General features: G+C 72.7%; 17 protein-coding genes and 1 pseudogene. 7 read left to right on the forward strand and 11 right to left on the reverse strand.

The window, feature by feature from the left end; all coding sequences use genetic code 11:
• Nucleotides 1-4: 4 nt before the first annotated feature.
• Nucleotides 5-1,345: a right-handed parallel beta-helix repeat-containing protein gene (locus ACWDYF_RS28440; protein ID WP_389469404.1), complete on the reverse strand. Its 1,341-nt coding sequence runs from the start codon at nucleotides 1,343-1,345 to the stop codon at nucleotides 5-7.
• A gap of 87 nt (nucleotides 1,346-1,432) precedes the next feature.
• On the opposite strand from ACWDYF_RS28440, the gene ACWDYF_RS28445 reads away from it, so the two are divergent.
• From ACWDYF_RS28445 to ACWDYF_RS28455, 3 genes are all read left to right on the forward strand, one after another.
• Nucleotides 1,433-2,599: a Dyp-type peroxidase gene (locus tag ACWDYF_RS28445; protein WP_389469406.1), complete on the forward strand. Its 1,167-nt coding sequence runs from the start codon at nucleotides 1,433-1,435 to the stop codon at nucleotides 2,597-2,599.
• A 181-nt stretch (nucleotides 2,600-2,780) separates the two neighbouring features.
• The gene (locus tag ACWDYF_RS28450) at nucleotides 2,781-4,031 is read left to right on the forward strand and encodes an FAD-dependent oxidoreductase (RefSeq protein ID WP_381744557.1); all 1,251 of its coding nucleotides are present in this window, start codon (nucleotides 2,781-2,783) and stop codon (nucleotides 4,029-4,031) included.
• 46 nt (nucleotides 4,032-4,077) lie between these two features.
• Complete coding sequence (locus tag ACWDYF_RS28455) at nucleotides 4,078-4,287, forward strand: tryptophan-rich sensory protein (protein ID WP_389469409.1); 210 nt, start codon at nucleotides 4,078-4,080, stop codon at nucleotides 4,285-4,287.
• Between the two features lie 28 nt (nucleotides 4,288-4,315).
• On the opposite strand, the gene ACWDYF_RS28460 is transcribed toward ACWDYF_RS28455, so the two are convergent.
• Nucleotides 4,316-4,555 (reverse strand): hypervirulence associated TUDOR domain-containing protein, encoded by a 240-nt coding sequence (locus tag ACWDYF_RS28460; RefSeq protein ID WP_018567837.1) that lies wholly within the window; start codon nucleotides 4,553-4,555, stop codon nucleotides 4,316-4,318.
• A gap of 301 nt (nucleotides 4,556-4,856) precedes the next feature.
• Between ACWDYF_RS28460 and ACWDYF_RS28465 the strand changes: the two genes are divergently transcribed.
• Nucleotides 4,857-6,152: a cation:proton antiporter gene (locus ACWDYF_RS28465; protein ID WP_389469412.1), complete on the forward strand. Its 1,296-nt coding sequence runs from the start codon at nucleotides 4,857-4,859 to the stop codon at nucleotides 6,150-6,152.
• 50 nt (nucleotides 6,153-6,202) lie between these two features.
• Here the strand turns inward: ACWDYF_RS28465 and ACWDYF_RS28470 are convergent, their stop codons facing one another.
• The 3 genes from ACWDYF_RS28470 to ACWDYF_RS28480 form a co-directional block, all read right to left on the reverse strand.
• The gene (locus tag ACWDYF_RS28470) at nucleotides 6,203-8,689 is read right to left on the reverse strand and encodes a SpoIIE family protein phosphatase (protein WP_389469415.1); all 2,487 of its coding nucleotides are present in this window, start codon (nucleotides 8,687-8,689) and stop codon (nucleotides 6,203-6,205) included.
• A gap of 37 nt (nucleotides 8,690-8,726) precedes the next feature.
• Nucleotides 8,727-13,001 carry a HAMP domain-containing protein gene (locus tag ACWDYF_RS28475; RefSeq protein WP_451584309.1) on the reverse strand — a complete coding sequence of 1,425 codons (4,275 nt, stop codon included), beginning with the start codon at nucleotides 12,999-13,001 and terminating at the stop codon, nucleotides 8,727-8,729.
• A 350-nt stretch (nucleotides 13,002-13,351) separates the two neighbouring features.
• Entirely contained in the window at nucleotides 13,352-13,732 is a 381-nt protein-coding gene (locus ACWDYF_RS28480) for an STAS domain-containing protein (RefSeq protein ID WP_389469421.1), read from the reverse strand.
• Between the two features lie 140 nt (nucleotides 13,733-13,872).
• Here ACWDYF_RS28480 and ACWDYF_RS28485 point away from each other — a divergent pair, with 140 nt between their 5' ends.
• Nucleotides 13,873-14,352 carry an ATP-binding protein gene (locus ACWDYF_RS28485; RefSeq protein WP_389469424.1) on the forward strand — a complete coding sequence of 160 codons (480 nt, stop codon included), beginning with the start codon at nucleotides 13,873-13,875 and terminating at the stop codon, nucleotides 14,350-14,352.
• A gap of 67 nt (nucleotides 14,353-14,419) precedes the next feature.
• Here ACWDYF_RS28485 and ACWDYF_RS28490 read toward each other — a convergent pair whose 3' ends face one another.
• Nucleotides 14,420-14,908, reverse strand: a complete 489-nt coding sequence (locus ACWDYF_RS28490; protein WP_389469426.1) for an AraC family transcriptional regulator — start codon at nucleotides 14,906-14,908, stop codon at nucleotides 14,420-14,422.
• A 74-nt stretch (nucleotides 14,909-14,982) separates the two neighbouring features.
• Nucleotides 14,983-15,555, reverse strand: coding sequence for a TetR/AcrR family transcriptional regulator (locus tag ACWDYF_RS28495; RefSeq protein ID WP_389469429.1), 573 nt, complete (start codon nucleotides 15,553-15,555; stop codon nucleotides 14,983-14,985).
• A gap of 63 nt (nucleotides 15,556-15,618) precedes the next feature.
• Between ACWDYF_RS28495 and ACWDYF_RS28500 the strand changes: the two genes are divergently transcribed.
• Nucleotides 15,619-16,656 carry an SDR family NAD(P)-dependent oxidoreductase gene (locus ACWDYF_RS28500; protein ID WP_389469431.1) on the forward strand — a complete coding sequence of 346 codons (1,038 nt, stop codon included), beginning with the start codon at nucleotides 15,619-15,621 and terminating at the stop codon, nucleotides 16,654-16,656.
• A 7-nt stretch (nucleotides 16,657-16,663) separates the two neighbouring features.
• Here ACWDYF_RS28500 and ACWDYF_RS28505 read toward each other — a convergent pair whose 3' ends face one another.
• Both ACWDYF_RS28505 and ACWDYF_RS28510 read right to left on the reverse strand, forming a co-directional pair.
• Nucleotides 16,664-17,539 (reverse strand): SDR family oxidoreductase, encoded by an 876-nt coding sequence (locus tag ACWDYF_RS28505; protein WP_389469434.1) that lies wholly within the window; start codon nucleotides 17,537-17,539, stop codon nucleotides 16,664-16,666.
• 9 nt (nucleotides 17,540-17,548) lie between these two features.
• A complete protein-coding gene (locus ACWDYF_RS28510; protein ID WP_389469437.1) occupies nucleotides 17,549-18,514 on the reverse strand; it encodes an amidohydrolase family protein in 966 nt (321 codons plus the stop codon).
• A gap of 288 nt (nucleotides 18,515-18,802) precedes the next feature.
• On the opposite strand from ACWDYF_RS28510, the pseudogene ACWDYF_RS28515 reads away from it, so the two are divergent.
• Nucleotides 18,803-18,919, forward strand: a pseudogene (locus ACWDYF_RS28515) (FAD-dependent monooxygenase); the annotation flags it as partial.
• 108 nt (nucleotides 18,920-19,027) lie between these two features.
• Here the strand turns inward: ACWDYF_RS28515 and ACWDYF_RS28520 are convergent.
• On the reverse strand, nucleotides 19,028-19,642 hold the full coding sequence (locus ACWDYF_RS28520; protein ID WP_389469439.1) for a hypothetical protein: 615 nt from the start codon (nucleotides 19,640-19,642) through the stop codon (nucleotides 19,028-19,030).
• 68 nt (nucleotides 19,643-19,710) lie between these two features.
• Nucleotides 19,711-20,022 carry a hypothetical protein gene (locus tag ACWDYF_RS28525; RefSeq protein WP_389469442.1) on the reverse strand — a complete coding sequence of 104 codons (312 nt, stop codon included), beginning with the start codon at nucleotides 20,020-20,022 and terminating at the stop codon, nucleotides 19,711-19,713.
• Between the last annotated feature and the right edge of the window lie 369 nt (nucleotides 20,023-20,391).

Consider the following 20,391-nt stretch of genomic DNA (forward strand, 5'->3'; position numbering starts at 1 on the left):
CCGCTCAGGACACCCGCACCCGCGCGTTCGCGGCGAGCAGCGACACCGGCGGCAGGGGGACGTCCGCCGTCCTCGGCAGGGCCGGAACGGCGGGGACGGCGGTGGCGCCCGCGGTGGCGGCCCGGGGGAACTGCGGCTGCGGGCCCGGCGCCGCGACCTCGGTGAACGGGATGCCGCCGGGTGCCGTCGGCGCCGTCCACGCGCCGGCGGGGGAGAGCGACCCGGCCGGACGCGGACAGGCCGCGGTCACCGCGAGCCGGGCGGGCACGGTGGTACGCAGCGTGTTGCCCCGCAGGCAGTTGCCCCGCCCCCGCGCGGCGGTGGGGAACGTCCAGCCGACGTCGACACCGTTGCCGCCGAAGGTGTTCTCCACGATCCGGTTGCCGACCGGAGGCAGGTCGGCCGAAGCGGTCAGCACCAGCCCGGCGCCGCTGTTGCCGATGACGCGATTGCGCGTGAACTCGTTGTCGCTGCCGCCGTCGACGCCGATACCGATGCCCCACCCGCCGTCGGCCTGCTGCGGCGTGGCCGTCTGCTGATTGGCGGCGATCAGATTGCCCGCGATCACGGCACTTCGCTGCGGGAGCAGCTTCTCCTGGTGGTCGGAGTCGGTGGTGAGCCCGACCCGGTTGCCGGCCAGCCGGTTGCCGACCACATACATGTCTCCACCGGCGTTGGTGCCCTCATAGCCGACCGCGTTCAGCTCGGCGACGTTGTCACGCACCACGATGCGGCAGGGCTTGCACTGCCCGACGTAGATCCCCGAGTCGGCCGCGCCCGACGCGTACGAGTGCTCGATCACACCGTTCTGCGCGGAGAACGCGTAGATGCCGTACAGGCCGTTGCGGGTCGCGGTCACGTACGAGACCAGGAACGACTTCAGGAAGGTGACGGGCTCCTCGCCGGTGTCGTAGCCACCGCTGCGCCCCGGCATCCCGGCGGCCGCCTTCGCCGAACCGGTGACCAGGACGCCGTTCTGCGTGTTGTTCTCCACGGTCAGGTTCTGCACGGCCACCCCGGGGGCCGCGACGACCACGCCGTTCGGCTGCCGCAGCCGGCCGTCGATGACGACCTTGTCCCGGGACACACCGCGCAGCGTGACACGTGCCGTGCCGATCCGCACCGACTCGTGGTACACCCCCGCGGAGACCAGCACCAGGTCGCCGGGCCGGGCCAGCGACACCGCGGACGAGATCGTCGGGGCATCGGCGGGCACCCGGATCGTCACCCGCGCACCGGTCGGCCGCCGGCCCTTGTCCGACCCGCCGCCGCCACCGCCGCAACCGGCCGTGAGGGACAGCGTGACCAGGACGGCAGCCAGTAAGCGAAGAGCTGATCGAGGCATGGGGCCAGTCTGGCACGGTGCCCCAACCGCGCGCCGCAGTATGGCGGTTCACCGGCGCGCGAGCTCTCGGTGTGGCACCCTCGCTCCATGCGCCGAGCCGCCCCCCACCCGTCGCGCCGCAGGTTCCTCGACGTCACCGGTGCCATGGTGGCCGCCGGACTGACCAGCGGGTGCACACCGGACCCCAACCGGCCGGGCCGGAGCGCCCCCTCCGCGTCGGCCACCCCCGTGCCGGTTCCGGCGACGGGCCGCCACCAGGCGGGCATCACCTTTCCCCGGACGGCCCAGCGCAACCTGCTCGCCGTGGTGGCCGACCTCGCCCCCGACGTGTCTCCCGGCCCGCTGCTGGCCGAACTCGGACAGACCGTCAGCGCCCTCGCCGCGGGCACCGACCCGCGCCTGCTGGGCCTGCCGCCGGGCGACCTCACCGTGACCGTCGGCGTCGGCCCGCGCCTGGTGCGCACGGCCGGTGCCGCACTGCCCGGCGCGACGGACCTCCCGGAATTCTCCCGCGAGCGGATCGCCCCGCGAGCACGCGGCGGCGACCTGCTGATGCAGATCTGCGCCGGTGACGCGCTGCTCCTCCCGGTCGCCGCCGCCGCGCTCCTGGACCAGGCCGGCGCACGTCTGCGCGAACGCTGGCGGCAGTCCGCACGCCGCGGTGCGGACGTGCCCCTGGGCAACGGCCTGGCCGCGCCCCGCAACCCGCTGGGCTTCATCGACGGCATCGTGGGCCCGCACACGGCCGCCGAACAACAGCGCGACCTGTGGCTGGCCGGGCCGCCCGAGGTCGCCGGTGGCACCCTCGCCGTGCTGCGGCGCATGGAACTCGATCTGCCGCGCTTCGCGGCCCTGTCCGTCGCCGGGCAGGAAGCGGTCTTCGGGCGGCACAGGGCCGACGGCACCCCCCTTTCGGGCGGTCCCGTCACCGCGGGGCCGGACCTCGGCGCCAAGACGGCGGACGGCCGCTATCTCGTCCCCGCGGACGCCCACGCGCGCAGGGCCAACCCCGCCGTGGTCGGCACCGGCCTCATGCTCCGCCGCTCCTACAGCATCGACGACCCCGCACCCGGCCTGCTCTTCATCAGCTTCCAGAACGACCTGCGGACCTTCACCGCCACCCTCACCCACATGGACACCTCCGACGCACTGCTGCGCTTCACCACCACGACCGCCGGAGCGACGTTCCTGATCCTCCCCGGCTTCGACCGCCGACACCCGCTCGGATCCCGGCTGTTCGGCCGACCACACTGAACCCGGCGCACCCGGCGCTTCCTCCCGGCCACGCTCGTCCACCGGCTCGCGCCGTCCCTGGCGCTCGCCCTGCTGCCCCCGGAAGCGTCACCGGCGTTGCGCCGTTCAGGTGCCGCCGCACCTGCGGCGGCGGCCGACGGGGAAGTGTCCCAGGACGGCCGTCGAGCAACGAGGAGAGGTGGTGTCCGTGGCGGACGGACCGGTGGTCGCGGACGTCGTCGTGGTGGGCGCGGGGGTGGCCGGGCTGGCGTGCGCCCGCGACCTGGCCGCGGCCGGACTCGGCGTCACGGTATTGGAGGCCGGTGACGCGGTGGGCGGGCGGATGCGGACCGACCGCCTGGACGGCTTCACGGTGGACCGCGGATTCCAGGTCGTCAACCCGGCCTACCCGCAGCTGAGGCGCCGCCTGCCCGCCCGCTTCCTCGCCCCGCGCCCCTTCCTGCCGGGCGTCCTGGTGCACACCGGCGACCGCCGGGTGCTGCTGGCCGACCCCCGCCGCCGTCCCGACACGGTGACGTCCCTGCTGACCGGGCGGCTCGCGCGGCCGCGCGACCTGGCGGCCCTGGCCGCGCTCGGCGCCCGCGACGCCCTGGCCCCGGCCCGTACGCTGAAACACGCGCCCGAGCGCACCACCCGTGCCGCGCTGGCCGCCGCGGGCTTCTCCGACGCGTTCGTGGAGGACTTCTTCCGGCCGTTCCTCTCCGGCGTCTTCCTGGAGGACGCGTTGGAGACCTCCAGCCGGGTGTTCCACCTGGTGTGGCGCAGCATGCTGCGCGGCGCGCTGTGCCTGCCGGCCTTCGGGGTGCAGTCCGTGCCGCGCGCCCTGGCCGCGGCGCTGCCCGAGGGCACCGTACGGCTCGGCACCCCCGTGGCCCGCCTGGCCGAGGGGGCAGTGGTCACGGCCGACGGCACGGAGCTGCCGGCCCGCGCCGTCGTCGTGGCGACCGGCGCCGCCGCCGCCGCGCGACTGCTGCCCGGCCTGGACGTATCCGCCCACCGCACCGTCACCACGTACTACCACGTCGCGGACCGCTCCCCGCTGGGCCGCCCCCTGCTGCTCGTCGACACCCGCCGCCGCGTGCTGAACACCTGCGTCCTCAGCGATGTGGCGCCCGAGTACGCCCCGCGCGGCAGCGCCCTGATCGCCACCTCGGTGCTCGGCGGCGACACGGCGCCCGTACGGGACGCCGTGGCCGCCGCCCTGTCCGAGATGTACGGCACCGACGCCACCGCCTGGGACCTGCTGGTCGCCCGCACCGTCGAGGGCGCCCTGCCCGCCATGCCGCCGTCCTGGCCGCTGACCCGGCCGTGCCGCACCGGGCCCGGCCGCTACGTCTGCGGGGACCACCGCGCCACGGGATCCGTCCAGGGAGCCCTCGCCGGGGGCGCCCGTGCGGCCCGGGAGGTGCTGCGAGACCTGGCGGCCCCCTGACGGACGGGCACAGGATGCCGGGCACCGGACCGGGAGGCCGGGAGACATGACGCTGACCGGCAGACACCGCGGCGCGCGACGACGGCCCGGCGGACGGTGCCGCCACGGAGCCACAGCGGCGGCGGCGGCGCTCACCGCCGCCCTCGAAGCCGGAGCCGGAGCCGGAGCCACGGCCGCCCGGCCCCTGGTCCCCTACGCGGCGTGGTGCCTGTTCGCCACCGTCCTGAACACCTCGATCGTCCGCCGCGACGCCTGACGCCCCGGCCCGGACGGCCGCCGCTTCGTCACTTCTTCCGCTTCAGGGCCGACGGCTTGTGGACGGCCGACCGCCCGCTCCTGTCGCTGCGGACCTGGTACTGCGGCTCTTCCGGAGAAGCGTCCACCGTGCGGCCTGCGGCCTCGGTCCGCTCGGTGATCTTCTTCTCCACCCGGCCCGTGGTCTCGCTGCCGTGGCTCCGCCAGGCGACCTCGTCGCCCGCGGCCGGCTCCTTCTTCCCGGAGGAACTGCGCTTCGCCATCATCATGGTGTCCTCCCGAACACAAGCGGACAGAGTCTCCTCCAGCATGCGGGCTGCCGTCGCCGGTGTCCTCCGGGACGGCGCTCACCCGGGCGGAACGCACCGCACGGCCGACCGCCCGCCCGCCGAGCCGACTCCGACAGTCCCGACCGCGACATGGACCTGTCCGGTCGGGGACACGGCTCCCTGATGGCCACCCGGCTGCGGGAGGAGGTACAACGCACGCACGAAACGCCGACCGGGCAACCGGCGGCCGACGCACCCCCTGGGGGAGGGAGTTCGTCGTCGCGCGAGCGAAGGGATGCCGGTGAGCACCGACTCGATGGTCACACATGTCGTCGCGGCCCTCGCCGTGGTGATCACGGCCGCCCAACTCCTCGGAGCAGCGGCCCGAAAGCTCCGCCAGCCCGCCGTCATCGGGCAGTTGCTGGCCGGTGTCGCCCTCGGCCCGAGCCTGCTCGGGCTGGTGCCGGGCGGAGTCCACGACGCCCTGTTCCCCGCCCGGATCGCACCGGTCCTGACGGCGCTGGCACAAGTCGCCCTGGTGCTCTTCCTGTTCGCCGTCGGCCATGAACTCGACCTCGGCCGGTTCCGCCACCGCCGCGCGGTGACCGTGGTCGCGCTGAGCGGGTTCGCGGTCCCGATGCTGACCGGCGCCGGTCTCGTCGTACTCCTCCCGGGAGCCTTCCGCTCCGTCAACGCGGGCCGCCCGGTCGACACCGCCTTCACGCTCTACATGGCGGTCGCCCTGTCCATCACGGCGGTACCCGTACTGGCCGGGATCATCACGGATCAGGGACTGGCCGGAAGCCGGCCGGCCGTGATCGCCCTGGCCGCCGCCGGTGTCATCGACGTCCTGAGCTGGCCGGTGCTCGCCCTGTGCCTGGCCGGCGGCGGCTCCCTGACCACGTGGTTCACCAGGGTCGCGCTGCTGGCGGCCTACATCCTGGTGATGGTGCTCGCCGTACGGCCCGTGCTGGTGTGGTGGACGAACCGGCCGGTCTCCCCGCCGACCGACCCGGTGCCCGTCGCCACCGCGCTGGCGCTGGCCTCGGCCTGGGCGACCAGCGCGCTCGGGCTGCATGTGATCTTCGGCGCGCTGCTGGCCGGTGCCCTCATGCCCCGACGGCGCGACGGCGTCCAGGACAGCCGGTTGCCGGGCCCCCTCCGGGAGACCGGCGGCCTGCTGCTGCCGGTGTTCTTCACGGTCTCGGGGATGTCGGTGGAGCTGAGCGCACTGCGTGCCCGGGACATCGTGCTGCTGCTCGTGCTCTGCGCCGCGGCGGTCGTCGGCAAAGTGGCCTCGGGCGCGCTCGCCGCCCGGACCGGCGCCCGCCTGCCCTGGCGCGAGTCCCTGCTGGTCGGCGTTCTGCTCAACACCCGCGGACTGACCGAACTCATCGTGCTGAACGCGGGTTTGCAGGCCCACCTGATCGGTCCGAGGCTCTACGCGCTGCTCGCCCTGATGGCTCTCTTCACCACGGCGCTCGCCGGTCCGCTGACCGGGCCCCAGCACCGCCCGGCCACCCGGCCCCCGCGCGCCCGCGCCGACCCGGCGGGCACGATCGCCCCGGAGCCGGTGGACGCGGGGGAGCGGAGGTGAGACACCCCGGGAGGCCGGCTCCCGGAGGCGCGTGAGACCGCCGTGCCGGGCTACACCACCCGGGTGCCGACCACGCAGGTGTCGTCGTCCGTGTCCGACTTGCTGTAGGTCAGCAGGCGGTCGAGCTGCTGGTCCAGCGTCCTCGGCGCCGTCCGGGCCGTGGCCAGCAGGTGGGCCAGGGACTCCTCCACGCTCCGGTCCCGGCGTTCGATCAGCCCGTCGGTGTACATCAGCACGGTGTCACCGGACGCCAGCTCCAGCTCCGCCTCCTCGTACACGGCGTCGGGCACCGCGCCCAGCAGCAGGCCCTTGATGAGGGGCAGGGGAGCGGCCTCCGGACCGCGGACCAGCACGGGCGGAAGGTGCCCCGCCCGCGCCCACCGCAGGACACGGCGGTCCTGGTCGTACAGCGCGCACACCGCGGTGGCGGTGACCGCGCCCGTGAGATGGTGCGCCACGATGTTCAGCCACGACAGGAGCTGGCCGGGACCCGCCCCGGTCACGGCGAGCCCGCGCAGGGCGTTGCGCAGCACCACCATGCTGGTGGCGGCCTCGATGCCGTGCCCGGCGACGTCGCCCACGCACAGCAGCACCAGCCCGGACGGCAGCACCACGGTGTCGTACCAGTCGCCGCCCACCAGGTGCTCGGTCTCCGCCGGCCGGTAGCGCACGGCGATCTCCAGCCCCGACACCTGAAGCGGAGCCTGTGTCGGCGGCATGATGGCGTGCTGCAATTGCAGGGTCAGCCGGTTGCGCTCGGTCGCCTGCTGCTCGGTGTGGGCGAGCTGGTCCCGGGTGGCGGCGAGCGCGACCTCCGTCCAGTGCTGGGCGGAGATGTCCTGGTAGGCGCCCCGGACGGCGAACAGCCGGCCGTCGGTGTCCAGCACCGGCTCCGCGACCACCCGGATGTGCCGGGTCACGCCGTCTGGCCGTTGCAGACGGAACGCCGCGGAGGCCGGCCTGCGCTGGTGCAGCACGGTCCGCAGGAACCGGCCGAGCGGCACCGCGTCGTCGGAGTGCGCGTGCTGGGGCAACTCCTCCAGCGGGACCGGCGATCCGACCGGCTCACGCCCGTACAGGTGGAACAACTGGTCGTTCCAGGTGATCTCCCCGGTGAGCAGGTTCTCCTCGAAGCCGCCGATACGGCCCAGGCGCTGGGCGTGCTGGAGGAGGCTCGCCAGCCGCGCCGTCTCGTCCTCGATGCGCCAGAGCAGCAGGACGCTGCTGCCGTGCCGGCTGATGCTGATGTCCGCGACCGTCGACAGCGGCACCTGGTCGACCAGCGACATCAACTGCATGCGCCGGGCCCGGAACGGCTCGCCCGTGGCCCACACCCGCTCCACCCGCTGGAACAGCTCGCTCCTGCCCGCGGCCATGGGGTACGCCTCCAGCAGCAGCGCGCCGTTGACCACCGCGCGGGGGCGGCCCGCCGGGTCGAGGAAGCGGCCGTTGACGTGCTGGATGCGGAAGTCGACCAGCTGCCCCGAGCCGTCGACGTGCGGGACCAGGACCAGGGCGGGATCGTGCAACCCGTCCGCCAGGTCCATCAGTTCGGCGGTGGGCGGCAGGATCCCCGCCTCGTGTCCCGCGTCCCGGTGCAGCGTGTACGTCTCCAGGGTGTGCGCGCACAGCTCGGCCAGGGCGTCCACCTGCCGGACGATCTGCGGCGGCTGGGGTTCGAGCGGTTCCGGCCAGGCGATCTCCAGCACGCCGTGGATGCGGCCGCCGGTGCCCGCGGGGACCGCGACCCGGCCGCCGTCCGGGTGCGCGTGCCGGCCCACGGTCGGCAGCCCCGTTCCGGAGAGCGAGGACAGCCACTGACCGGCCCGCTCGGTCAGGGCGCGGCGTGCCACCGTCGCCACCTCCGGCGGGACGTACCGCCACCGGGTGGCTTCCGCCGGGGGGAACCCGGCGCTGCCGACGAGGGTCAGCGAGCCGTCGGCGCCCGCCGCCCACACGGCCACGGCCACCGCGCCCAGCGGACGCAGCGCGTGCTCCAGCAGGGAGTCGGCGACGGCCTGGGTGTCGTCGGCCGCCAGCGCCCCGCTCTCGGCCGCCCGCAGCCGTACGGCGGCGGTGTCGCGCTCCACCGCGCCCCCGGCGGCGGCCAGGAAGGCGTCCGTGACCTCCGCCAGCCGGTCCCGGGCGGCCTGGTTGATGACCTCGACCGCGAACTCCAGCGTCGTCGTCCCGGCCTGCGCGGTCAGCTCGGCGAGTTGCCGGGCCGCCTGCGCCGGGCCGCACCCGAGCCGCTCGACCAGGATGCCCTTGGCCATCTCGACCAGGGCCCGGCCCTCCGCCTCCGCCTGCGCGCTGCGCACCTCGCGGCGCAGCCGCTCCACGGTGGCGGCCAGCCTGCCGACGGGCGACGCCGACGAGGCGGGCGACGCGGGGGCGACCGGGCCGGGCGGGGCCGGTGCGGGGCCGGGCAGGTCCGGCGGCGCCGAGGCGCCGCGGGCGGCCGGCAGGGCGGCCGCGGACGGCTCCGGGCGGGGCCCGGCCTCCCGCGGCCCGTGCGGTTCTTCGGTGGTGCTCACGATGCGGATGCTCCTCGGCTGAAGGGTGCTCGCTCGCTCACGCGGACAGCCAGCGTCGGACACAGGCGATCAGGTCGTGCGCGTCCACGGGCTTGGTGACGTAGTCGCTCGCCCCCGACGCCAGGGACTTCTCCCGGTCACCGGGCATCGCCTTCGCGGTGACGGCGATGATCGGCAGATCGGCGTACCGGGGCAGCTTGCGGATCTCCGCGGTGGCCGTGTAGCCGTCCATCTCCGGCATCATCACATCCATCAGCACCAGTGCGATGCCGGGGTTGCCGAGCAGGGTGTCGATGCCCTTGCGCCCGTTCTCCGCGTGCAGCACCTGGAAGCCGTACATCTCCAGTATCCCGCTGAGCGCGAAGAGGTTGCGCGCGTCGTCGTCGACGACCAGGACCGTACGGCCCCGGAAACCGGTGTCGACGGGCGGCGCGAGGTCATGGGGTTCCTCGGGCCGTACGAGGGAGAGCACATCCCCGGGTTCCTCGGCCGACAGGTGCAGGACGATGCGTTCGCGCAGTTCGTCCAGGCCGGAGAGGAACTCCACGGACCCGTCGTCCCGGTACCGCCGCAGCAGCTCGCCCGAGCCCGCGTCGGCACGGTGGCCGCCGTGCACGAGCACGGGCACACCCGTCAGCCCCGAGTCGCTGCGCAGCGCCGTCAGGAACCGGTCCGCCTCGCCCTCGGGCATGTCGAGGTCCAGGACGACGCAGTGGCAGGGCCTGGCCGCCAGCGCGCCCGCCGCCTCCTGCGCCCCCACCGCGGTGATGACGTCCACCGCGGGCAGCGCGGTGCCGTCGTCCGCGCCGAGCCGGGACAGATCCGCGACCACACTCTCGGCGACCAGGGTCAGCAGCCCGCGGGAACGCTCCTCGACGACGAGCAGCCGCCGCGGGTGCTGCCGGGCCGGACCGGCCGCCTGCACGGTCCCGGCCACCGGACCGGTGACGGCGGCCGGTGCGTCCGGCGCCTGCTCGACGCGGCGGCCGCCGCCCGGCAGCCGCTCGAAGTCGGGGCGGGCCACCGGCAGGAAGAGCGTGAAGGTGGTGCCCCGGCCCGGCGTGCTGTCCACCACCACGGCACCGCCCAGGAGATGGGCGATCTCGCGGGTGATGGACAGGCCCAGACCGGTGCCGCCGTACTTGCGGCTCGTGGTGCCGTCCGCCTGCTGGAAGGCACCGAAGATCGACTCCAGGTGCTGCTCCGAGATGCCGATGCCGGTGTCCTTGACCCGGAAGGCCACGACGGCGCCGCCCCGTACGACACCCTCGGGCACCTCGTCGTCCGTGGCGGACTCGATGGCCAGCTCCACGCTGCCCTGCTCGGTGAACTTCACCGCGTTGGAGAGCAGGTTGCGCAGGATCTGCCGCAGCCGGGAGTCGTCGGTGAGCAGGTCCGCGGGCGTACCGGCCGCGGTGCTGACGTCGAACTCCAGGCCCTTCTGCGTGGTCATGGGCCGGAACGTGGCTTCCACGTACTCGATGAGCCGGTCCAGCGGCACCCGCTCGGGAGTGACGTCCATCTTGCCCGCCTCGACCTTCGACAGGTCGAGGATGTCGTTGATGAGTTGCAGCAGGTCGCTGCCGGCCGAGTGGATGATTCCCGCGTACTCGACCTGCTTCGGCGTGAGGTTGCGCGAGGGGTTCTGCGCCAGCAACTGGGCGAGGATGAGCAGGCTGTTGAGCGGGGTGCGCAGCTCGTGGCTCATGTTCGCCAGGAACTCCGACTTGTACTTCGAGGCCAGCGACAACTGCTGAGCCCGTGCCTCCAGTTCCCGCCGCGCCTGTTCGATCTGGAGGTTCTTCGCCTCGATGTCGCGGTTCTGGTCCGCCAGCAGCGATGCCTTGTCCTCCAGCTCGGCGTTGGAGCGCTGCAGCTCGTCCTGCTGGGACTGCAACTCGGCGGATCGGGCCTGGAGTTCGGCCGTCAGCCGCTGGGACTCCTCCAGCAGCTCGTCGGTACGGGCGTTCGCCACGATCGTGTTGACGTTGACACCGAGGGCCTCGCGCAGCTGTTCCAGGAAGTCCTGGTGGACCGGGGTGAACGCGGTGAGCGACGCCAGCTCGATGACCCCGAGGACCTGGTCCTCGAACAGGATCGGCAGCAGGATCAGCGCACGCGGAACGGCCTGTCCCAGCCCGGAGGAGATGGTGACGTACCCCGGGGGCAGGTCGCCGACGGAGATGGTACGGCGGCTGTGGGCGGCCTGGCCGACCAGCGAGCGGCCGAAGGCGAAGCGGGTGGGCCGGACGTCGTCCTCGGCCCGGCCGTAGGAGCCGACCAGCCGCAGCTCGGGGCCGCGCGCCCCGTCCTCGGCGAGGTAGAAGGCGCCGTACTGGGCCGACACCAGCGGCGTCAGCTCCTCCATGATCAGCTCTGCCACCACCGGCAGGTCCCGGTGCCCCTGGAGCAGGGAGGAGATCCGCGCCACATTGGTCTTCAGCCAGTCCTGCTCCTGGTTGGCCCGGGTGGTCTCGCGCAAGGACTCCACCATGGAGTTGATGTTGTCCTTGAGCTCGGCGACCTCGCCGGACGCCTCCACGGTGATGGACCGGGTCAGATCGCCCTCGGCGACGGCGCTGGCCACGGCGCCGATCGCCCGCACCTGCCGGGTCAGGTTGCCCGCCAGCTCGTTGACGTTCTCCGTCAGCCGCTTCCAGGTGCCGGAGACGCCCTCCACCTCGGCCTGGCCGCCGAGGCGGCCCTCGGTGCCGACCTCGCGGGCGACGCGGGTGACTTCGTCGGCGAAGGCGGACAGCTGGTCGACCATCGTGTTGATGGTCGTCTTCAGCTCCAGGATCTCGCCGCGCGCGTCGACGTCGATCTTCTTCGACAGATCGCCCCGGGCCACCGCGGTCGTCACCAGCGCGATGTTGCGCACCTGCCCGGTCAGGTTGTCCGCCATGGAGTTGACGTTGTCGGTGAGGTCCTTCCACGTACCCGCCACGTTCGGCACATGGGCCTGGCCGCCGAGGCGGCCCTCGGTGCCGACCTCGCGGGCCACGCGCGTGACCTCGTCGGCGAACGCGGAGAGCGTGTCGACCATGGTGTTGATCACGTCGGCCAGGGCCGCGATCTCGCCCTCGGCCTCCACCGTGATCTTGCGGGACAGATCGCCCCGGGCCACGGCGGCGGCGACCTGCGCGATGGAGCGCACCTGCCCGGTCAGGTTCGACGCCATCACGTTGACGTTGTCGGTGAGGTCCTTCCAGGTGCCCGAGACGCCCTTGACGTCGGCCTGGCCGCCGAGGCGGCCTTCGGTGCCGACCTCGCGGGCGACGCGGGTGACTTCGTCGGCGAAGGCGGACAGCTGGTCGACCATCGTGTTCATGGTGGTCTTCAGCTCCAGGATCTCGCCCCGGGCATCGACCGTGATCTTCTGCGAGAGGTCGCCCTTGGCGACGGCGGTCGCCACATGCGCGACGTTGCGGACCTGGTTGGTCAGGTTGCCCGCCATCGAGTTCACCGAGTCGGTGAGGTCACGCCAGGTGCCCTTGACGCCCTTGACGTCGGCCTGGCCGCCGAGGCGGCCTTCGGTGCCGACCTCGCGGGCGACGCGGGTGACTTCGTCGGCGAAGGCGGACAGCTGGTCGACCATCGTGTTGATGGTGCTCTTCAGCTCCAGGATCTCGCCCCGGGCGTCCACGGTGATCTTCTGCGAGAGGTCGCCCTTGGCCACCGCCGTCGTCACCTGGGCGACGTTGCGGACCTGGCTGGTCAGGTTGCCCGCCATGAAGTTCACGGAGTCGGTCAGGTCCCGCCACACACCGGCGACGCCGGGCACCTTCGCCTGGCCGCCGAGGCGCCCCTCGGTGCCGACCTCGCGGGCGACGCGGGTGACCTCGTCGGCGAAGGCGGACAGCTGGTCGACCATCGTGTTGACGGTGTTCTTCAGCTGAAGGATCTCGCCGCGCGCCGGGACGTCGATCTTCTGCGACAGGTCGCCCTTGGCGACCGCGGTCGCCACCTGGGCGATGTCCCGGACCTGCGTGGTCAGATTGCCCGCCATGGCGTTGACGGAGTCCGTGAGGACGGCCCAGGTCCCGGACACCCCGGGCACCTCCGCCTGTCCGCCCAGCGTCCCCTCGGTACCCACCTCCCGGGCCACCCGGGTGACTTCGGAGGTGAACACGGACAGCTGATCGACCATGCCGTTGAACACGGTCGCGATGTCGCCCATGAGACCGGCGGCGTCCTCGGGCAGCCGGGTGCCGAAGTCACCGTCCCGTACGGCCGTCAGACCCGCCAGCAGCTGCCGCAGCTCCCGTGCGTCCGGCACGGCCTCGACAACCTTGGTCCCCTCGCTGGTCATGCGCACCCTCGTCCCGCTCGTCCGTGCCCGAAATCCCCTTGGCCACGCACGCGCGGATCACTCACGTGAACCCCCGAGGGTGTGTTCACGCAAGGCCGGTTCAGCAGAAGGGCAGCCCCCAGCGCTGCGGACACTCCGCGCGACGTGTCGGCTTCCCGGCGGGTCCGGGGGACCTGCCGCGAAACCCGGGCTTCCGCTGCCTGAAAGTCCCGGTGCTGCTCCGTGAGAGCAACGCGACTCCGTAGCTTAGACCAGAGACCCGGGCATCCGACCGGCCAGATCCCCCGGAGTCACCCGGCGGAGCGGCGGCGCGGACGGCCGGCCCGAGCCCCCGGGCGCTGCGGCGACGCTCAGTGGTCCAGGGCGTCGTGGAGGGTGGGGTGGCAGCCGATGACTTCGTCGATGCCGACGATCTGCAAGGTGCGCAGCACGGTGGGGGAGGGGGCGGCCAGGCGCAGCCACCCTCCCGCCGCCGTGGCGGCCTGGTGGCCGTTGAGGAGCAGGTTGATGCCGCTGGAGTCCATGAACGTGACCTGCCGCATGTCGACCGCGACGCGGGAGGGGCCGGGGGCGTCCAGGGCCCGGCGGAGCGTCTCGCCGGTGTCGTGGTCGATCTCCCCGGCCAGGGTCAGGACCCGGACGTCGTCGCAGGTGGTGGCGGTGACCGACAGCCCGACCGGCTGGGGCGCCTGGGCGGCGGCTCGGGCGTCTGTCGTGTGTCCTTCGGCCATGCGGGTGATACTGGCACACCGCGGCCCCGCCCGGCAGTACCGCCCCGCACGGCGCGGACGGGCCGACGGGGTGCGGGGCGTGCTCCGCACGAGCGGGGGTATGCGCGCGGGACGGGATCCGGGCAGTGAGGACGGCAGCAGTGGTGACAGCGCCGGTGGGCGAGAACGGCAGCACGCCGGGCGGACAGGACATACGGACCACGGCCGCGTTGGACGGGGACGGCCCCGGCATCGCCCGCGCCCGCGGGCTGGCTGTCGAGTTCCTCACCCGGGCGCGGGCCGAGCACGGTCTGCCCGTCTCGCGGCGGGCGATGGATCTGACGCAGTTGGTGGTGAGCGAGCTGGTCACCAACGCCCGCAAGTACGCCCCCGGTCCGGCCGTGCTGGACCTGCGCATCACCGGCGGCCTGGTCGAGATCGCGGTGTGGGACCGCGATCCGGTGCTGCCCGTCGCCCGCGCCGCGGACGCCGGCCGTGTCGGGCAGCACGGCCTGGAGATCGTGAGGGCCGTCGCCCAGGAGTTCGCGGTGCGGCGCGAGCCGGTCGGCAAGTGCGTCACGGCCCGCCTCGCCCTCGCCGACGACGTCGGCGAGGAACCCCCGGGGCACCGGCACCTGTGAGCAGGTCCCGGGCCGGGGCGACGTCGGTCCGAGTGCCTGCCGTGGGGAACACGGGCCGCCGGCCGGGTCAGAGAACGGGGACGCAGATCTCGCAGAGGTGCTGGGCGAGCATGGCGGGCCGATAGCGTTCGAGGACAGGGCGTGCGGTGTCGACGGTGAGGGACCGGGCGGCGAGGCCGTCGAACAGACCGGCCCAGGCGTGTGCGAGGCCCTCGGCGGTGTGCGCGGTGGTGAGCACCGCGTGGCGGCCACCGGCGATACGACCGGCCCGGACCTCGGGGTGACGGACCTCGGTGTCGTCGGGCAGTACGAGGCAGGTGTCGTAACGGCAGTCGCCGGGCGGAGTGCGGGCGGGGTCGTCGCGGGCGATGCCCAGGACGGCGGAGTCGGGGCCCAGCAGGCCGTTCGCCGCGGCCCAGGACTTCAGCCTTTCCATCTGCATTCCGTTCGCCTCCCCATAGGGGCCTGTTCGTCTCAGAAAGGCGATACGGAATTCTGGTATTTCTTCCACCGTGAACACGGTCTCCTCCTCTTTTTCGAGCGGATTCGAGACCACGGTACCAAGATATAAAACCAAGTTATAAAATTAACCCTCGGTGGTTTGTAAAAGAAAAGAAGAGCCGGGCGTATTCAGCGCAGCAGGAGACCGATGGCGACCTTCAGCCGTTCGAGATAGAACTCCGGTGCCGCGGCCTGGTGCTTCAGGCCGGTCGACGTGCTGATCAGCGTCTGGGCGATCTGCCGGGCCGTCACCCGTCCCGTCTCGGCGGCGATCGCGCCGGTGACCAGGTGCTCGAAGCGCCGCGGCGTGGTCACGGCGATCTCCCCCAGCAGACCGGGGTTGTCCTCGATGACCACTGCCACATCGCGGGCCAGCGGGCCGATGTAGCGGCCGGCCCAGTGGTCGAACGCATCGAGGAGGCGCTCTCCGAGGGGGCGGCCGGTGTCGCTCAAAACGCGCTCGACCGCTGCGATGTCGCGTTCCAGAGCCTGGGTGACGGCGGCACGGAACAGGCTCTCCTTCGAGGAGAAGAGGAAGTAGAGCCCGGGTCGGGAGATGTCCGCCGCCCGCGCCACCTCCTCCATCGACGTCTTCCGGTAACCGAATCGGGCGAACGTGGCCATGGCGGAGTCCAGCACCATGGTCCGGCGGTCGGTGCCGACGACTGCGTCCGGCGAGTCGCCGGCGGCGGGACGGGTCATGGACCGACCCTACGAGCCGAAGTCGAACTATACAAACCAAGCCCAGTACGTATAGTCAGCGCCATGACTGCTCGCGAACCCGTCTCCACGCCCTTCACCGCCGCCGACACCGCCGACGAGGTACTGCGGGGCGTCGACCTCACCGGCGTCCGCGCGATCGTGACGGGAGCCTCCTCCGGAATCGGGATCGAGACGGCGCGCGCGTTGACCTCCGCCGGGGCGGAGGTGACGCTGGCTGTCCGGAACACGACGGCGGGGGACGCCGTCGCCGCGACGATCGAGAGGTCGACCGGAGGGATACGCCCCCGGGTCGTCCGGCTCGACCTGGCCGACAGGGCCGTCGTCACGCGGTTCACCGACGCGTGGGACGGCCCGCTGCACCTGCTGATCAACAACGCCGGCCTGGTCACCGGCGGGCTCGAACGCACACCCGAGGGCTGGGAACTGCAATTCGCGACGAACCATCTCGGCCACTTCGCCCTCACCACCGGCCTCCACGACGCCCTGGCCCTCGGGGCGGCCGACCGCGACGGAGCACGGATCGTCTCGGTCAGCTCGACGGCGCACATGCGCGCCGGGATCGACTTCGACGACCTCCACTTCGAGCGGCGCGACTACGATCCGCAGATCGCCTACGCCCAGTCGAAGACGGCGAACTCTCTCTTCGCCGTCGAGGCGACCCGGCGGTGGGCATCCGACGGCATCGTCGCCAACGCGGTGAATCCCGGCGGTGTCGCGACAGGGCTGCAACGCAACTTCACCGCACGGCAGAAGGAGTCGCTCGACGCGGCCGAGGCCGCCGGAGTCTTCACCTACAAGACGGTCGAACAGGGGGCGGCCACCAGCATGGTCGCGGCCGTCGCCCCGGAGTTCGCGCGCTCCGGAGGCCACTACCTCGACGACGGGCGGGAGGCCTACACCGTGACGAACGACGCCGACCTCGCACAGCACCCGCACGGGGTCAAGGAATGGGCGCTCGATCCCGCCACCGCCGAGCGCCTCTGGACGGTCTCGGCCGAGCTGCTCCGCCTCTGGCCTCTGACCTCCCGACGCCACGGCAAGCGCCACCACCGGCTTTCCGGCCGGTCACCGCCCCCATGAGGAACAGTCAGACACCCTCAGGATCCAGGTCGTCCAACAGGCTCGGGCCGGACGGCGTCCACCCGAACCGCTGCCGCGTGCGCGCGCTCGACGCCGGCTTGTCCACGGTGGCGAGATGCCCGAGGAACCCGAGCGCGTCCGCCTCCACGGACCGCACGGGAACGTTCAGCGCCCGTCCGATCGCCGTCGCCGTGTCCAGCAGGGTGACGCCCTCCTCGTGCACGGCGTGCAGCACGCTGCCCGCGGGAGCTTCCTCCACGGCGATCCGGAAGAGCCGGGCGGTGTCGCGGACATGGACGGCGGGCCAGCGGGCGGAACCGTCTCCCACGTAGCCGGACACACCGCCTCGCCGGGCCAGGTCGAACAGCACGCCCGCGAACCCTCCGCGCCCGCCCGCGGCGTGGACGGTGTGCGGCAGCCGTACGACGGCGGAACGCACACCCCGCGCCGCCAGGCCGAGCACGGCGCGCGCGTTCTGGGCGCGCCCCGCCAGGGGACCGGTGTCCTGCGGGTCGTCCTCCTCCGTGGCGGCCCTGCCGGGAACGGCCGGGACGGTGGCGGCGGCGACGAACGGCTTCCCCGTTCCGGCCAGTACCGCACCGATCGCGTCGATCGCGGCACGGTCGGTGCGTACGGCCTTGCCGAAGTCGCCGAAGTCGTGGACGAAGGCGAGGTGCACGACACCGGCGGCCGCGCGGGCGCCGGTACGCAGCGCGTCGAGATCGGCGAGGTCACCGCGGAGCACCTCCGCTCCCGCGGCACCGATCGCGGCCGCGGCCGCGTCCGTACGGGCCAGACCGAGGACCTGATGGCCCGCCGAGAGCAGTTCGGGGACGACAGCCGACCCGATGAATCCGGACGCGCCGGTGACGAAGAGTTTCATGCCGCTCCCTCAAAGTCCCAGCAGGCGGCGGGCGTTGCCCGAGCCGATCGTGTCCTTCTCGGCCTGTGTGAGGGAGGTGCCCTCAAGGGCGGCGACGGCGGCGCTCGTCCGCTCGTACGGGTAGTCGACCGCGAACAGGACGGCGTCCGCGCCGAGCACCCTCACCAGTGCCTCGACGGCAGCGGGGGAGAGCACACCGCTGGTCGTGACCAGCACGTTCTCGCCGAAGTAAGCCGACGGGGGGCAGCGCAACGGGTGCGGGTGGGTGAGAGTGGCGTAGCGCGAGTCGAACCGAGAGAGCTGGAACGGCAGGAACTCTCCCGCGTGGCCGAGGATCATCCGCGCGTTCGGATGGCGGTCGAAGACACCGGAGAGGACCACGCGCAGAGCGTGCCCGCCGGTCGTCGCCTGCCAGCTCCACAGCGCGCCGTCCATCTCCGGGTGCCCCGTGAGCACATGCCACGAGTCGGCCGGTGGCATCCCCGGGTGCAGGTAGAGCGGTACGCCGAGGTCGGCCAGTGCGGCCCAGACCGCGTCGAAGGACGGATCGTCGAGATACTTCCCCTGCACATGGTCGTTGACGAGGACGCCCTTGAACCCGAACTCTCCCACCGCACGGCGTAGTTCGAGGACAGCCGCAGCCGGATCCTGGAGCGGGAGCGCCGCGAAGGCCGCGAACCGGTCGGGGTGCGCCGCCACGATCCCGGCGAGGGAGTCGTTGACATAGCGGGCGTTCTCCACCGCCCGGACCGGGTCCGGATCGGCCTCGATGCCCGGCACGGTCAGCGACAGCACCTGCACGGCGACGCCGTTGGCATCCATGTCCGGCAGCCGCAGCTCCGTGACGTCCGGGAGCCGCGCGGTCATGTCGGCGTAGAACTCCGGGGCGATGTTGTCCGGCATGGGGAACGGCGGGCGCCGCTCGGCGAGTCCGGGGAAGGCGATCGCCTCCTCGACAGCGATGTAGCCGCCCATCAGAGGCTCGCCACCGGCACGAGGACCTGCTCTCCGCGCGCTGCCTCGGTCTTGTGTACTGCGATGCGCATGACGTCCCTCTCTTCGGTGCACACCTGCCGACGACATGACTGAACAGGTGTTGGCGAAGTAAGTGAACGACTGTTGGTCAAGGATGTCAAGCAGCTGCTCGGGGCGATGCGCTTCCCCGTTCCGCCCCAGGAGACGGCGGCGGAACCGGCACCCGGACCTCTCCGGGCGCTCATCGAACAGTCCGACCCGGACAACAGCACCCTGCTGTCCATCCGGATGGTTGAACCGGGCGAGCGCTGGCCGCCCGGCCCGGTCACACTGCCCGGCGACGCCCTCCACGCCACCTCTCCGACCGGCGGCAACGGTGCGAACACCGCCCCGCGCGACGCCGCCCTGCTGAGCCGCTGCCCGATCGGGGCCGCCGAGGGCCGTCAGGACCTCCTCACCGCGGTCGACAGCTACGAGCGGCAGATGTTCATGGCAGGCTGCACTCGCCCCCGCTCAGCCGGCCGAAGTGTTCTGTCCCGCCGCGCGTGCCCCGGCGAGGGCTCGCTGCCCGAGGCTGCCGCCGGACAACTGCATCCTGGTGGCGGCCAGGACGTCGTCCCTGCCGACGGTCCGTCCGTTCCGCCCGCGGGTGGACGGAGTCCGGAGAGAATCCTCGCGGACGACCCCGGCCGCGTCCCGGACGAGATCCGTCAGGAACACACTCGCGATGCCGTCCAGATCGCGGACCATCACCGGAACGGCCGTCACCCCCCGGCTCCGCAGCAGCTTCCTGACCCCGGCCTCGAACCTGTGGGCGCCGGCCACAGCGCTCGACCTTCGTGACCCGCGGCGCCGACGAGAAGGCACGACGGCACCCTCGGTGTCGTACAGGACACCGGTCAGACCCCGGAACGTCGGGCTGTGGTCGTACCACTTGGTCCCCACCTCCAGCTCCACGTTCCGGTCGAGCGCCGAGAGCAGGTCCCCGGGAACCAGCTTTCTCCGGGCCTTCTCCGCCGCCGCTCTCGACGCACCGTCGATGATCTCCGTCAGCACTGTCCGCGTCACCGAGGCCGCGGCCCACGCGGCCGAGCGGGAGACGTGCATCGGGGTCACGTCCCTGAACACCGCTTTGACGAGAGCGGGCTTGAACGGCAGGACATCCGTCCCGGAGGCGACCTCCGGAGACCGCGGGCTCACCGGCCGCGGGCGGGAGCGCGCCGGGCGGAGTCGCTCGCGGCTTCGGACGGACGGCCCGGAGCGACGTGACCCGCAGGCGCGGCGGTCCCGGCCGGGAGTTCGGCGACGGCTCGCGACGGAGCGAGGCCGCGCTCCTTGTGAGCCCGCAGTCCGCGGCCCCACACCACTGCCGCCCTCATCCCGCCGACGACCTCCACGTACCGGACCGGGCCGTCGGCCGTGCGCGCGCAGTCGACCGGGGCACCCGGCTCAGGGGTGAAGGAGAGCCTCTCGTCGAACCGCGGATCGCTCGATCGTCCGTCGCTCATGGTGAATTCCAGCTGTCCGTTCCTGCTGTTGTGGTGCTCTTGCCGCGCGTCGGCGTTCCCGCGCGCTCGATGTGGCTGCCAAGTGGGTCTTGTCTTCTCGGCGGCCCTCCATGGTCTTCGCCTCCGCGAGTTCCTTCGAAGGCTTCAGGATAGTCGCGTCGACGTACCACGGTTCTTCGCCGTCGCGGGCGTGCCCGCGGGCACCCGGAACCGGAAGATGAACCGCTTGACCTGGGATTTCACCGTGCCGATTCCGTCTTCGCCGACGTTCTCGACGTACTGCCCCGGGAGATACCTGTCGCCGCGGGGATCGCCGCATGGCCCACGCCCGCGGCCCGCGCACCCGCCGACGCCCCCGGCGGTGCAAGC

Source organism: Streptomyces sp. NPDC003284, from assembly GCF_053589675.1.